Consider the following 14,356-nt stretch of genomic DNA (forward strand, 5'->3'; position numbering starts at 1 on the left):
CCCCGGCACCGATCGGCGGTTCCATCCGTTCCCCATTCGTAGGAAGATGCCGATGGCAGGCACTTCTCGTGAAGGGACGGGGAGATCGAAGCGGACGAGCGTCGCCCTCGAGTGATCCTGGAAGCGGGTGGAGGCGACCGGTGCTCACGCGCCGGGATCGCCTCTCCCGCGCGACACGCCGATGGTGCAAAATGGCACGGTCCTCCACCTGGAGGGGTCTTTGCCGTACAGTCTCCCGGCGTGATCTTGATGGTGGTGTCTGAGCGATGATGGGGCATACGCATGCGCTGACGGGCGCGATCGCCTGGCTGGGGGTGGCGCCCGGGCTGGCCGCGCTGCCCCTGCTGACCGAGACGTCGAAGTTCATAGAGACCGGCGTCATGGTCAACGCGCTCAACCCGGCCGAGTTCGTCGCCGGGGCCATCATCTGCGCCGGTGCCGCGATGCTGCCCGACCTCGACCATCCGAGCGCGACGATCGCGCAGACGTTCGGGCCGGTCACCTGGGGTCTGAGCAAGGCGGTGTCATGGCTCGCAGGCGGACACCGCAACGCCACCCACTCGCTGGTGTTCGCGGCCGCCGCGGGCTTCGGCGCGCACTACCTGGCCGGCACCTATCCGATCGGCCGCGACATCCTGGTGGTCCTGCTCATCGGCCTGGCGCTGCGGGCGATCGGGATCGGCATCCCGGGCAAGAAGTTCGCCTCTGCGATGCTCAACGTCGGTATGACGGCCGGGCTGTTCGTGGTGTTCCGCAGCGACGGTGTGGGCTACGCCTGGCTGGGGCTGGCGGTCGCGATCGGATGCCTGACCCACGTCGTGGGTGACTGCTGCACCGAGAAGGGCTGTCCCGTGCTCTGGCCGATACGGCAGAAATGGCTGCTGCCGTGGAAGATCGGCATCAAGACGGGCCGTGCCTTCGAGCAGAAGTTTCTCGCCCCGGTACTTTCCGTCGTCGTTCTCGGGCTGCTGTACCTCCGCCTCGCCCCGCAGTGATCATACTGAGGGGTAATTTGATGTCGAGATACCCGGAGGGATATCTTGATATCGAGACATCCGCTGCAACCTGCGGGCGGCTCGGAGGTTAGGTGTACCTAACAGTCCGGGGTGCTCCGGCGGTGCGGCAGGATTCAATCGCGCCTATGTGCCGGCGCGACAGACATCAGGGTGATGAGGGAGGCGAACCGTGTCCTCGAACAGCTTCGGCAGCCGTGACACGCTCCGCGTCGGTGACGCGGGATATGAGATCTACCGGCTGGACGCCGTGGAAGGGTCGGGGCGTCTCCCGTACAGCCTGAAGATCCTTCTTGAGAACCTGCTCCGCACGGAGGACGGCGCGAACATCACCGCCGACCACATCCGCGCGGTCGGCCAGTGGGACCCGTCCGCCACGCCGAACGTGGAGATCCAGTTCACGCCGGCCCGCGTGATCATGCAGGACTTCACCGGCGTCCCGTGCGTCGTCGACCTGGCGACCATGCGCGAGGCCGTCCGCGACCTCGGCGGCGACCCCGCCAGGATCAACCCGCTCGCCCCGGCCGAGATGGTCATCGACCACTCGGTCATCGTCGACTTCTTCGGCGGGCCCGAATCCTTCCAGCGCAACGTCGAGCGGGAGTACGAGCGCAACCGCGAGCGCTACCAGTTCCTGCGCTGGGGACAGACCGCCTTCGACGAGTTCAAGGTCGTCCCGCCGGGCACCGGCATCGTGCACCAGGTCAACATCGAGCACCTGGCCCGCGTGGTGATGACGCGTGACGGGAAGGCCTACCCGGACACCTGCGTCGGCACCGACTCCCACACCACGATGGAGAACGGCATCGGCGTCCTGGGCTGGGGCGTCGGCGGCATCGAGGCCGAGGCCGCGATGCTCGGCCAGCCGATCTCGATGCTGATCCCGCGGGTGGTCGGTTTCAAGCTGACCGGCAAGCTCCCGGCCGGGGCCACCGCCACCGACCTGGTGCTCACGATCACCGAGATGCTCCGCGAGCACGGCGTCGTCGGCAAGTTCGTGGAGTTCTACGGCGAGGGCGTCTCCAGCGTGCCGCTGGCCAACCGGGCCACGATCGGCAACATGAGCCCCGAGTTCGGCTCGACCTGCGCGATCTTCCCGATCGACGGCCAGACGATCGACTACCTCACGCTGACCGGCCGTCCCGCCGAGCAGGTCGCCCTGGTCGAGGCCTACGCCAAGGCCCAGGGGCTGTGGCTCGACCCGGAGGCCGAGGAGCCGGTCTTCTCCGAGTACATCGAGCTGGACCTGGCCACGGTCGTCCCGTCGATCGCGGGCCCCAAGCGCCCCCAGGACCGCATCGCGCTGTCCGACGCCAAGAGCGCCTGGCGCGCGGCCGTCAAGGACTACGTGCCGAGCATCCAGGGCCCGCTCGACGAGGCGTCCGACGAGTCCTTCCCCGCCTCGGACTCCCCGGCGATCTCCCACGCCGGCAACGGTGACAGGCCGCACGCCGCCGGTCACAACGGCAAGCGCCCGCACAGGGTCGTTCCGGTCACCCTGGCGGACGGCACCACCTTCGAGATCGACCACGGCGTGGTGACCATCGCCGCGATCACCAGTTGCACCAACACCTCCAATCCGTACGTCATGATGGGCGCCGCGCTGCTCGCCAGGAACGCGGTCGAGAAGGGCCTGACCCGCAAGCCGTGGGTCAAGACCTCCCTGGCCCCCGGCTCGCAGGTCGTCACCGGCTACTTCGAGCGCTCGGGCCTGCAGCCCTACCTCGACAAGATCGGCTTCAACCTGGTCGGCTACGGCTGCACCACCTGCATCGGCAACTCGGGCCCGCTGCAGGAGGAGATCTCCGCCGCCATCCAGGAGAACGACCTCGCGGTCACCGCGGTGCTGTCCGGCAACCGTAACTTCGAGGGCCGGATCAACCCCGACGTCAAGATGAACTACCTGGCCTCGCCGCCGCTGGTGGTCGCCTACGCCCTCGCGGGCACCATGGACATCGACCTGAACACCGAGCCGCTGGGCACCGGCTCGGACGGTGAGCCGGTCTTCCTCGCCGACATCTGGCCGGCGCCCGAGGAGATCGCGGCGGTCGTCGCCTCCTCGATCGACCAGGAGATGTTCCTGCACGACTACGCCGACGTGTTCAAGGGCGACGAGACCTGGCGCTCGCTGCCGATCCCGACCGGTAACACCTTCGAGTGGGACCCGGACTCGACCTACGTCCGCAAGGCCCCCTACTTCGAGGGCATGCCGTCCGAGCCGGAGCCGGTGACCGACATCTCCGGGGCCAGGGTGCTGGCGAAGCTGGGCGACTCGGTCACCACCGACCACATCTCCCCGGCCGGCGCGATCAAGGTCGGCACCCCCGCGGCCGACTACCTCAAGGAGCACGGTGTCGCGGTCAAGGACTTCAACTCCTACGGCTCGCGCCGGGGCAACCACGAGGTCATGATCCGCGGCACCTTCGCCAACATCCGGCTGAAGAACCTGCTGCTCGACGGCGTGGAGGGCGGTTACACCCGCGACTTCACCGCCCCGGGCGGGCCGCAGGCCTTCATCTACGACGCCTCCGCGAACTACCAGGCCGCGGGTATCCCGCTCGTCGTCCTGGCCGGCAAGGAGTACGGCTCGGGCTCCTCGCGTGACTGGGCGGCCAAGGGCACCGCGCTGCTCGGCGTCCGCGTCGTCATCGCCGAGTCCTACGAGCGCATCCACCGCTCCAACCTGATCGGCATGGGCGTGCTGCCGCTGCAGTTCCCCGAGGGGGAGACGGCGCAGTCACTGGGCCTGACCGGTGAGGAGACCTTCGACGTCGTCGGCGTCGAGGCCCTCAACGGAGGCGGCATCCCGCGGACCGTGACGGTCAGGGCCGACGACAAGGAATTCCAGGCCGTCGTACGCATCGACACCCCCGGAGAGGCCGACTACTACCGGCACGGGGGCATCATGCAGTACGTCCTGCGCTCCCTGCTCGCCAAGAGCTGAGCAGGAGGGGCGGGGCCGCACGCAGGCTCCGCTCACATCGGGGGACACCCCAGACAGGAACCGCCCGGTGGGACATCATCCCGCCGGGCGGTTTTTTTATGTTCTCCCGGTCATCGCCCGGAAGCGGCAGGTGGGGGCCGTGATCCCCGGCGGCCGGGCCGCGCGGGACTTTCCTTGATAGTTGACACCTGGTGGCTCCGTTAACCAGCGGCGATGGTGTCGACGAGCCGGGATGGTTGTCACCGGGTCGCTCTACGCGACGAAGTTGTCACCGGTTTGTGTGATGGATTCGCTGGCCGGCCACGCCGGTGACCGTTGTTGCCATGTCGCCGGCTTTGTCGTCGGCGAGGAGACCGGGGGCCGGGCGTGGGCGTTCGGCGAGCCCAGCTCACACACGGGGTCCTTGTCCCGAGCCCGATCCGCCAGGCCGCCGCCCGGACGCGCGTCAGGGGAGCGCGGACCGCACGTGCTGCCGCGTCCACTCCTCGAAGCTGGTGAGCGGGAGGCCAAGGTCCTTGGCGTATTGCGGGCGTGCTGGCTGACCGGCCACGTTCATCCACTCGTGCGAAATGCCCATCGCCGGCATTCCGGCGGCGAGTGCCTCCTCCTCGGTCATGTTCGGCGCGGACAGGTGCGTGCCCAACGCTTGAGAGAGGACCTCGGCTATCGCCGTCATGGACAGATAGTCGCTCGCCAGCTCCAGCTCCAGCCCGTCGAACCGCTCGGGTGCGACGATGGCCGCGGCGGCCGCGGTGCCGATGTCGTCCACCGCGACGAGGGACAGTCGCGTCTCGGGCTTGACGACGCTCACCAGGCCGCCCTCGATGCCGCGCGGGAACAGGAACGCCATGGAGGGCAGGAAGTTCTCCATGAAGAAGGCCGGCTTGAGGATCGTCCAGTGGGGGAAGCCGGCCGCGCGTACCCGGTCCTGGATCGTGCTCTTGGCTCCCAGGCTACCGTCCAGCGAGCCCCAGCGGCCTGGGATCCAGCCGGGGGTCTCGATGTGCTGGCCGGCACCGCTGGTGGAGGTGTGCACGAACTGCGGTACTCCCGCGCTCCTCGCCCCCTCGATGAGGTTGACGGCCTGGGCCACCTCTCCGTCGAAATCGAAGCCTTCGGTGGTCAGGGCGGCCATCTGCACGGAGAAGACGGCGCGCACGCCCTCGGCGGCCCGAACCACCGAATCGCGGTCGTGAAGATCGCCAGTGACGAGTTCGGCTCCGAGCGCCTCGACGGTCTTGGCCTGGGCGGTGGCCGGATCTCGCACGAGGGCGCGGACAGGAATGCCGGCCGCGCGCAGGACACGGGCGGTGGCCCCGCCCTGCTTGCCGGTGGCGCCGGTGACCAGGACAGGCGCGGAATCGGTGGACATGCTTCCCCTCCGGACTCATAAACGGCGAGGCCCGCCGTTTTCTTTACGGTACGATACGGCGGGGCCCGCCATTTAGCAAACCTTGGAGACGACGCCATGCCCGACCGTCAACGCGCGGACGCCCGGCGCAACTACGCGCGCATTCTCGCCGTGGCTGAGGAGGAGGTCGCCGCGCACGGCGCCGGTGCCTCCCTGGAACAGATCTCCCGCATCGCGGGGGTCGGCTCGGCGACTGTACGGCGCCACTTCCCGACCCGCCGGGCACTGTTGGAGGCGGTCTCCCACCAACGGATCGAGGCCCTGAGCGCCCGCGCCCGCGAACTGGCGGGCAAGGGCAACAGCCGCGATGCGCTCCTGGAATGGCTCAGCGACGTCGTCGCCTACTGCGTCTCGGCCCGGGGACTGGCGCCGGCACTGGTTTACGACGAGGCCGAGCTCGACTCCGTACACGAGAACACCTGCTCGGCGATGCTGGAAGAGGCGGGAAACCCCCTGCTGCACCGCGCCGCGCAGGACGGCGCGGTGGCGGAAGGCATCACCGTCGCCGACCTGATCGCACTGATCGTCGGCATCGTCCTCGCAACAGAGCACCACCCCGACCCCGCCACCCGCGCGAACCGGCTGTTCCAGCTGGCCATTGCAGGCATCAGCCCTCAGAACCCGTGTTGAAGAGGCTCTGCTACTCGTTCGAGGTGACGCAGCCTTGTGCGTACCGCATGAACTGGGCATATCGCAGGAAACCCGAGCTTGCACATGATCACTGAACATCACGAATTAAAGATCAGTGAGCTCGCGATTCTCTGGAGTCCCCAACTTCGGTTGGCGGGGATCCCCAGGTTTGATCGGCGGATTCGTACACGATCATGGATCGCGGCCTCACGGGGAGATGCGTTGATCTCGGACTATCGGCAACGGCTGCGCGAGTACCTTCTGGCTGCTCCCGTCCTCCAGGCCCCGGCGCCCTGGCAACCGGTGCTGGATAACAGAACACCCATCGGCGGCCTGCTGGCATTGGCTTCGCCGTCCATCCAGGCAGCAGACGCGATCTGGTCATGGTCGTCTCCCACGACGGCCACGGACTCTTCGACGCGGTCACCGGCGAGAAGGTCGCCCGAGACCGTCTATGGCCGGGGGTGACATCACGGCGCAACCCGGCTCCGGTTTGGTGACAACAACCGTGGTCAGGTGACATCTGGCTCGGGAGTCGCAGCCGCGCGGGGCCAGGGGGTTAATGACGCGTTTCTGGATTGTTACCGGCCACAACAAACTTTACCCATGGAAGGTCTGGCGCTGCTGGCCGGTGGCGGAATACGTTGCCGCAAACAACATTCAACGGAACGGTGAGCCGAGATCCGGTGGAGCCGTACCCGCGAATTCGGCATGCCGCACCTCCGTCGTACCCCCCACTTTCGAAGAAAGGACCCGTGCACCATGCGCAAGGGGATCCTCAGCCTTACCGCCGCCGCCGCGGCGATGACCCTTGGCCTCGCCGCTTGCGGGAGCGACGGTGCCGACACCAGCGCGTCGAGCGGCGCGTCCCCCGCGGAGAGTTCGGCTGCCGTGGCGGGCAAGGTCGGCGTCATCCTCCCCGACAGCAAGTCCTCCGCCCGCTGGGAGACCGCGGACCGCAAGTACCTGGAAGAGGCGTTCAAGGCAGCGGGCGTCGCCTACGACATCCAGAACGCCCAGGGTGACAAGACCCAGTTCCAGACCATCGCCGACCAGATGATCACCAACGGTGCCACGGTTCTGATGATCGTCAACCTTGACAGCGGCACCGGCAAGGCCGTGCTCGACAAGGCCAAGGCGCAGGGCGTGGCCACCATCGACTACGACCGCCTCACTCTCAACGGCGGCGCGTCCTACTACGTCAGCTTCGACAACACCAAGGTCGGCACCCTGCAGGGCGAGGGCCTGGTGAAGTGCTTGTCGGACAAACAGGCCAAGAAGCCCATTATCGCCGAGCTCAACGGCTCGCCGACCGACAACAACGCCACGCTGTTCAAGAACGGCTACGACGGCGTGCTCAAGGCCAAGTACGACTCGGGGGACTACGTCAAGGGCCCCGACCAGTCGGTTCCCGACTGGGACAACGCCCAGGCGGGCACGATCTTCGAGCAGATGCTCACCGAGCAGCCGAAGATCGCCGGTGTCCTGGCCGCCAACGACGGTCTCGGCAACGCGGCCATCTCGGTCCTGAAGAAGAACAGCCTGAACGGCAAGGTCCCGGTCACCGGTCAGGACGCCACGGTGCAGGGTCTGCAGAACATTCTCGCCGGTGACCAGTGCATGACGGTCTACAAGGCGATCAAGAAGGAGGCCGACGCGGCGTCCGCGCTGGCCATCGGCCTGGCCAAGGGCGAGAAGCCCGCGGCGACCGGTACGGTCAAGGACACCGAGAGCGGCGCCGACGTGCCCGCCGTTCTCCTCGACCCGCAGCCGATCTTCTTCGACAGTGTCAAGGACGTCGTCGCCGACGGCTTCGTGACCAAGGACGAGCTGTGCACCGGCGAGTTCGCCGACAAGTGCACCGAGGCCGGAATCCAGTAGGGCGTGCGGGGGACGGACGGCCGCCCCGGAGGCCGTCCGTCCCCCTGCGCTCCATCGCGGCGTATTCGCACTGTGACGCCGGAGGGACGCGGCAGGTGAGTCGTCCATTCCGGCTACGGGGCAGGACACCGCCCGCAGGCGCCCGAGCCGCGCGAGCTTCGCCGCGCGAAATGAACACAGGGAGCACAACCCCATGACCCCCGCACTGGAACTCCGCGGGATCGACAAGAGCTTCGGTCCCGTACAGGTCCTGCACGACGTCGCCTTCTCCGCCTACGCCGGAGAGGTGACCGCGCTGGTCGGCGACAACGGCGCAGGCAAGTCCACACTCGTCAAGTGCGTCGGCGGCATCCACCCGATCGACTCCGGCGAGTACTTCTTCGACGGCAAGCCCGTCCGGATCGGCAGCCCGCGCGACGCGGCCGAGCTGGGCATCGAGATCGTCTACCAGGACCTCGCGCTCTGCGACAACCTCGACATCGTCCAGAACATGTTCCTGGGTCGTGAGCACCGGCGCGGCATCATCCTCGACGAGGACACGATGGAGGCGATGGCGGCCAAGACCCTGGAGAGCCTGTCGGTCAGGACCGTCAAGTCCATCCGTCAGCTCGTCGCCAGTCTCTCCGGCGGCCAGCGCCAGACGGTGGCCATCGCCAAGGCCGTGCTGTGGAACAGCAAGGTGGTCATCCTCGACGAGCCGACGGCGGCGCTCGGCGTCGCCCAGACCGCGCAGGTGCTCGAACTGGTCCGGCGCCTGGCCGACCAGGGCCTGGCCGTCGTGCTGATCTCGCACAACATGAACGACGTGTTCGCCGTGTCGGACCGGATCGCCACCCTCTACCTGGGCCGGATGGCGGCCCAGGTCAAGACCTCGGACGTGACCCACGCGCAGGTCGTCGAACTGATCACCTCCGGCCGTAGCGGGGACCTCGGCCTCACCAACGGAGCCACCGTATGACCGCCACGATTTCCCCGAAGCGCGTACTCGAGGCCCCCTCGATCAGGAGCAACGTTCGCGGCTACGCCGAGCGGGTACGCGGCGGTGACATGGGCGCGCTGCCGGCGGTGTTCGGTCTCGTGGTGCTCTGCACGATCTTCGCCATCCTCCGGCCGTCCTTCCTGACCGCCGGAAACTTCGCCAACCTGTTCACCCAGGGCGCCGCGGTCACGGTGATCGCCATGGGCCTGGTCTTCGTGCTGCTCCTCGGCGAGATCGACCTGTCGGCGGGCTTCGCCAGCGGTGTCTGCGCCGCGGTGCTCGCGATCCTGCTCAGCAGCCAGGGACTGCCCTGGTACGTGGCGGTTGGCGCGGCCATCCTCACCGGCGTGGTGATCGGCACCGGGATCGGCTCCATCGTCGCGAAACTCGGCATCCCGTCGTTCGTGGTGACGCTCGCCGCCTTCCTGGCCTTCCAGGGGCTCGTGCTGCTGCTGGTCAAGGGCGGCACCATCATCGCCATCCGGGACGAGACCATCCTGGCGATCGCCAACAAGAACCTCCCGCCCGCGCTGGGCTGGATCCTGCTGGCCGTGGGGGTCGCCGGATACGCCGGTCTCCAGCTGCTGCGCGCCCGCAAGCGCGCCGCCCGGGAGCTGACCGCCGATCCGGTCTCGCTGATCGCGGTCCGGGTGGGCGCCCTCGCGCTGCTCGGCGGGCTCGCCGTCTACTTCCTCAACATCGAGCGGAGCCGCAACGCCGCGGTCGTCTCGCTGGCGGGCGTGCCGCTCGTGGTGCCCATCATCGTGGTGCTGCTGCTGGTCCTGACGTTCGTGCTGCGCCGCACGGCGTACGGACGTCACCTGTACGCGGTCGGCGGCAACGTCGAGGCCGCGCGCCGGGCGGGCATCAACGTCGACCGGATGAAGATCAGCGCTTTCGTGATCTGTTCCTCCATGGCCGCGATCGGCGGCGTCATCGCCGCCTCCCGGGCCAGTTCCGTCGACCCGAACACCGGCGGCAGCAACGTGCTGCTGTACGCGGTCGGCGCCGCGGTCATCGGCGGCACCAGCCTGTTCGGCGGCAAGGGCCGGGTGCTCGACGCCATCCTCGGCGGTGCGGTGGTCGCGGTCATCGAGAACGGCATGGGCCTGATGGGCTACAGCTCCGGCGTCAAGTTCATGGTCACCGGATCGGTGCTGCTGCTGGCCGCCATGGTGGACGCGCTCTCCCGCAAGCGGGCGGCCGCCACTGGTCTAAGGTGATCAGCGACTCCGATCCACCGAAGGAACCCCTCGTCATGCGGGCAGGCCCCTCCCAAGAGGAGATCAGGCGCCACAATCTTGGCGCCCTGCTCCGCCACGTCCATCTGAGCGGCCCCACCTCGCGCGCGGAGCTCACCAACCGGATGGGCCTCAACCGCAGCACCATCATGGCCCTCACCGCCGACCTGACCGCCGCAGGCCTGGTCAGGGAGGAACTTCCCAGGGAGACCGGCCGGGCCGGGCGCCCCTCCCTGGTGGTCCGCCCCGAGTCGGCGCGGGTCTACGTGTTCGCCTTCGACGTGGGCGTCGACCGGATGGTCGCCGCCCGCGTCGGCCTGGGCGGCACGATCCTCGACCGTCGCGAGACGGTACGGAGGCGCGGTGTCTTCTCCCTGGAGGAGATCGTCGGCCCGCTCGCCGCCTTCGCCCGGCAGATGCACCGCAGGACCCGGCCCGACACGGTGTGCGTGGGGGTGGCGGCGGCCTTCTCCGGTGGTGTGGGCCGCGATGACGGAGGCATCAGGTTCGGGCCCAACATGGCCACCGTGGAGGACGTGCCGTTCGCCGAGGAGATGACCCGCCGGCTGGCCTTCGGCCTGCCGGTCACGGTCGGCAACGATGCCAACCTCGCCGCCCTCGCCGAGCAGACCCGGGGTGTCGGCGTCGGCTGCCGGGACCTCGTCTACCTGCACGGCGACGTCGGCATCGGCGGCGGTGTGATCGCCAACGGCCAGTTGCTCGGCGGTCACCTTGGTTTCGGCGGCGAGGTCGGGCACATGATCGTCAACCCTGACAAGGGCCGCGTCTGCGGGTGCGGCTCGCTCGGCTGCCTGGAGGCGGAGGTCGGCGAGCGTGCCCTTCTTGAGGCCGCGGGTCGCTTCGGTCCCCAGGTCGGCAGGGACGCCGTCCGCGCCGTGGTCGACGCCGCCGACCGGGGTGACGTCGTCGCGCAGGCCGCGCTGAGCCGCGTCGGTGACTGGCTCGGCCTGGGCGTCGCCAACCTCGTCAACATCTTCAACCCCGAGATGGTGGTGTTCGGCGGCATGCTCAGGGAGATCTACCTCGGCTCCGCCGCCCAGGTCCGCAGCCGTCTCGCCCTCGACGCCCTGCCTCCGTCCCGTGAGCACCTGCGCCTGCGCACCTCGGCCCTCGGTGATGACGCCACCCTGGTCGGCGCCGCCGAGCTGGCCTTCTCCCAGGTCCTCGCCGACCCTCTGGAAGTCCTCGCCCGCGCCGGCTCCTGACCCGCGCCGGCGGCTGGAACAGGAACAGTCCGGTCACCTCGGCGAGGATGCCCGTGCAGCAGAGCGCCGGGGCGTCGTCGGGGAACCCGCCGCAGCCGGTGGCAGGCGGAACACCGGGTAAAGCTGTTGGGCGGCCGAGCTCTGAGGGTACGGCCGCGGGCGGCGGGACCGAGTGGGGTTTGCACCGGTTCCCTTCGGGCCCGACGGGCGATCAGGCGACCCGGCCCGTGGCGGCGGACCAGGTGTTGCAGCCGGAGGGGGAGCCGGAGTCGAAGCCGCGCTCCATCCAGTAGGCCTGGCTGCGGCCCTTGCCGTGGTCGTTCTTGGGCCAGTTCTTGTGACCGTTGGCGTTGACCCAGCCGACCATCGCCTCCCACTGAGCCTGCTCGACCGGCAGGTCGTCGGCGATCTGGCGCAGGAAGACGGAGGCCAGGCAGTCGGCCTGCAGTTCGAGGCGGCGGGAGTAGGAGAGCTTGGTGGCCGCCTTCGCGTACCAGACGCTCCTGGCGTAGTAGTCCATGATGCCCGCGAGGTGCTGCACGTGGTGGGCGTACTCGTGGGCCATGAACTGGGCGTGGTTGGCCGCGTAGGGGTTCCGCAGGACCTGGCGGGTGATCCCTATGTAGATGGTCTTGTTGGTCGAGCAGTACAACCCGCCCGCGCTGCTGGGCCACCGGCCGCAGGGCGTGGTCACCTTGGAGGTGGAGAAGCGCAGCCTGGGCCTGGAGAAGGACAGGCCCGCCTTGGAGAACTGGGTCTTCCAGGAGCGGTTCAGGCACTGGGTGATCCGAGTCATGAAGGCCCGGTAGGAGGCCGCGCTCCCCGCGCGGATCGTCCCCGCCGAACATCTGGTGACCGGCATCGAGCCGGTGCGGTAGAGGCGGTTCGATGTCGCGGCGGCGCGGCCCTGCGGCGCGGCCCGCTCCTTGACGGCGGAGCCCCTGGCGGGGGCTTTGCCGGGGGCCGGGGTGGAGGTGAGGGCGGGGGAGGGAACGGGCGCAGGGGTGACCGCCGGAAGGATCGCCGGGGTGATGTAGGGGACGGCGATGACGATTCCCGTGGCCACCGCCGCGAATACCAGGAAGGCCACGATCAGTGACGGTTGTCGCCTGGAGGGGAGGGGGTTCATGGTGAGGGAAAGGTTAGGGCAACTGTGTATAAACCGTGCAGTTTTTTCACCCGGGAGGGCAGCGCCTGCCAACCGAACTAGACTCGTCGTGACGGTCACTGGACAGAGGGGATGATTCCGTGAGCGAGCGGACCGGGCAGCCTGGAAGTCTTCTGGAGTCGGTCAAGGGGCCAGGGGACCTCAAGCTGCTGGCGGTGGACGAGTTGCCACTGCTCGCCACCGAGATCAGGGACCTTCTGATCGCCTCCACGGCCCGCAGCGGCGGCCACCTCGGCCCCAACCTGGGTGTCGTCGAGCTGACGATCGCGATGCACCGGGTCTTCGACTCGCCGCGTGACCGGATCCTGTGGGACACCGGTCACCAGGCCTATGTCCACAAGATGCTCACCGGCAGGGCCGGGCAGTTCGACACGCTCCGCCAGGAGGGCGGCCTGTCGGGCTACCCCAGCCAGGCCGAGTCCGAGCACGACATCATCGAGAACTCGCACGCCTCGACCGCGCTGTCGTACGCCGACGGCCTGGCCAAGGCGTACCGGCTGCGGGGCGAGGCGGAGCGCACGGTCGTCGCGGTGATCGGAGACGGGGCGCTCACCGGCGGCATGGCCTGGGAGGCGCTCAACAACATCGCGGCGCGCAAGGACCTGCCGCTGATCATCGTGGTCAACGACAACGGCCGCTCCTACTCGCCGACCATCGGCGGGCTCGCCTCCCACCTGGCCTCGCTGCGCACCACCCAGCGCTACGAGGACATGCTCGACTTCGTCAAGGGCAGCCTGAACAGGGTCCCGGTGGTCGGCGCTCCCGTCTACGACGCCCTGCACGGCGTCAAGAAGGGCATCAAGGACGTCCTGGCCCCGCAGGTCATGTTCGAGGACCTCGGCCTGAAGTACATCGGGCTGGTCGACGGCCACGACGAGCAGGCGGTGGAGTCCGCGCTGCGCAGGGCCAGGGACTTCCGCCGCCCGGTCATCGTGCACGTGCTCACCAAGAAGGGCTTCGGCTACTCCCCGGCGGAGAACCACGACGAGGACTGCTTCCACTCGCCGGGCGTCTTCGACCCGCTGACCGGCGAGGAGAAGCCGAAACCGCACGGCTGGACCAACGTCTTCGGCCAGGAGATGGTGCGCCTGGGCGCCGAGCGTCAGGACATCGTGGCGATCACCGCCGCGATGCTCGGCCCGACCGGCCTGATCCCGTTCTCCGAGGCCTATCCCGACCGCCTCTACGACGTCGGCATCGCCGAGCAGCACGCCCTGACCAGCGCCGCGGGCCTGGCGCTCGGCGGTCTGCACCCGGTGGTGGCCGTCTATGCCACCTTCCTGAACCGGGCCTTCGACCAGCTCCTGATGGACGTCGCCCTGCACCGCCTCCCCGTCACGGTCGTGCTCGACCGGGCGGGCGTCACCGGCGACGACGGCGCCAGCCACAACGGCATGTGGGACCTGTCGATCCTGCAGGTCGTCCCCGGCCTGTCGATCGCGGTTCCCCGCGACGAGCCCCGGCTGCGCGAGCTGCTGGCCGAGGCGGTGAAGGTCGACGACGGCCCGACGGTGCTGCGCTACCCCAAGGGCCCGGTGGCCGTCGAGATCGAGGCGGTCGGCCGCCTCGGCGAGATGGACGTGCTGCGCGGGGGCGACGCCGACGTGCTGTTCGTCTCCGTGGGGCCGATGGCCGAGCTGTGCCTGGAGGCCGCCGACCTGCTCGACGCCCAGGGGATCTCCGCCACGGTGGTCGACCCGCGCTGGGTCAAGCCGCTGGACGAGGCCCTGGTGGCGGCCGCCCGCGACCACAAGCTGGTCGTGGTCGTCGAGGACAGCGGCAGGGTGGGCGGTGTGGGTGACGCGGTCGCCCGCCTGCTGCGCGACGCCGACGTCGACGTCCCGGTCCGCACCTACGGCATCC

General features: G+C 68.8%; 10 protein-coding genes. 8 read left to right on the top strand and 2 right to left on the bottom strand.

The window, feature by feature from the left end:
- The first annotated feature begins 266 nt into the window (after positions 1 to 266).
- Both ABZ260_RS31600 and acnA read left to right on the top strand, forming a co-directional pair.
- On the top strand, positions 267 to 995 hold the full coding sequence (locus ABZ260_RS31600; RefSeq protein ID WP_355557784.1) for a metal-dependent hydrolase: 729 nt from the start codon (positions 267 to 269) through the stop codon (positions 993 to 995).
- A 190-nt stretch (positions 996 to 1,185) separates the two neighbouring features.
- Entirely contained in the window at positions 1,186 to 3,957 is a 2,772-nt protein-coding gene (gene acnA / locus ABZ260_RS31605) for an aconitate hydratase AcnA (RefSeq protein WP_355625120.1), read from the top strand.
- 445 nt (positions 3,958 to 4,402) lie between these two features.
- On the opposite strand, the gene ABZ260_RS31610 is transcribed toward acnA, so the two are convergent.
- The gene (locus ABZ260_RS31610; protein ID WP_355625122.1) at positions 4,403 to 5,329 is read right to left on the bottom strand and encodes an NmrA family NAD(P)-binding protein; all 927 of its coding nucleotides are present in this window, start codon (positions 5,327 to 5,329) and stop codon (positions 4,403 to 4,405) included.
- A gap of 96 nt (positions 5,330 to 5,425) precedes the next feature.
- Between ABZ260_RS31610 and ABZ260_RS31615 the strand changes: the two genes are divergently transcribed.
- The 5 genes from ABZ260_RS31615 (at position 5,426) to ABZ260_RS31635 (ending at position 11,325) form a co-directional block, all read left to right on the top strand.
- Positions 5,426 to 5,998, top strand: coding sequence for a TetR/AcrR family transcriptional regulator (locus ABZ260_RS31615; protein ID WP_355625124.1), 573 nt, complete (start codon positions 5,426 to 5,428; stop codon positions 5,996 to 5,998).
- Between the two features lie 762 nt (positions 5,999 to 6,760).
- Entirely contained in the window at positions 6,761 to 7,879 is a 1,119-nt protein-coding gene (locus ABZ260_RS31620) for a substrate-binding domain-containing protein (RefSeq protein WP_355625126.1), read from the top strand.
- Between the two features lie 193 nt (positions 7,880 to 8,072).
- Entirely contained in the window at positions 8,073 to 8,837 is a 765-nt protein-coding gene (locus ABZ260_RS31625) for an ATP-binding cassette domain-containing protein (RefSeq protein ID WP_355625128.1), read from the top strand.
- Positions 8,834 to 10,081, top strand: coding sequence for an ABC transporter permease (locus ABZ260_RS31630; RefSeq protein ID WP_355625130.1), 1,248 nt, complete (start codon positions 8,834 to 8,836; stop codon positions 10,079 to 10,081). The genes ABZ260_RS31625 and ABZ260_RS31630 overlap by 4 nt, the downstream gene beginning before the upstream one ends.
- 35 nt (positions 10,082 to 10,116) lie before the next feature.
- Entirely contained in the window at positions 10,117 to 11,325 is a 1,209-nt protein-coding gene (locus ABZ260_RS31635; RefSeq protein WP_355625132.1) for an ROK family transcriptional regulator, read from the top strand.
- Positions 11,326 to 11,536: 211 nt separating this feature from the next.
- Here ABZ260_RS31635 and ABZ260_RS31640 read toward each other — a convergent pair whose 3' ends face one another.
- The gene (locus ABZ260_RS31640) at positions 11,537 to 12,454 is read right to left on the bottom strand and encodes a neutral zinc metallopeptidase (RefSeq protein ID WP_355625134.1); all 918 of its coding nucleotides are present in this window, start codon (positions 12,452 to 12,454) and stop codon (positions 11,537 to 11,539) included.
- A 119-nt stretch (positions 12,455 to 12,573) separates the two neighbouring features.
- Here ABZ260_RS31640 and dxs point away from each other — a divergent pair.
- On the top strand, positions 12,574 to 14,356 hold a 1,783-nt coding region (gene dxs, locus ABZ260_RS31645; RefSeq protein WP_355625136.1), incomplete at its 3' end, for a 1-deoxy-D-xylulose-5-phosphate synthase.

The sequence above is a fragment of the Streptosporangium sp. NPDC006013 genome, from assembly GCF_040614275.1.
In the GTDB taxonomy this organism is placed as follows: Bacteria; Actinomycetota; Actinomycetes; order Streptosporangiales; family Streptosporangiaceae; genus Streptosporangium.

Coding starts and splice junctions, on each gene's coding strand:
- ABZ260_RS31600 (WP_355557784.1), top strand. CDS start 267: ATGATGGGGCATACGCATGCGCTGACGGGCGCGATCGCCTGGCTGGGG.
- ABZ260_RS31610 (WP_355625122.1), bottom strand. CDS start 5,329: ATGTCCACCGATTCCGCGCCTGTCCTGGTCACCGGCGCCACCGGCAAG.
- ABZ260_RS31615 (WP_355625124.1), top strand. CDS start 5,426: ATGCCCGACCGTCAACGCGCGGACGCCCGGCGCAACTACGCGCGCATT.
- ABZ260_RS31620 (WP_355625126.1), top strand. CDS start 6,761: ATGCGCAAGGGGATCCTCAGCCTTACCGCCGCCGCCGCGGCGATGACC.
- ABZ260_RS31625 (WP_355625128.1), top strand. CDS start 8,073: ATGACCCCCGCACTGGAACTCCGCGGGATCGACAAGAGCTTCGGTCCC.
- ABZ260_RS31630 (WP_355625130.1), top strand. CDS start 8,834: ATGACCGCCACGATTTCCCCGAAGCGCGTACTCGAGGCCCCCTCGATC.
- ABZ260_RS31635 (WP_355625132.1), top strand. CDS start 10,117: ATGCGGGCAGGCCCCTCCCAAGAGGAGATCAGGCGCCACAATCTTGGC.
- ABZ260_RS31640 (WP_355625134.1), bottom strand. CDS start 12,454: ATGAACCCCCTCCCCTCCAGGCGACAACCGTCACTGATCGTGGCCTTC.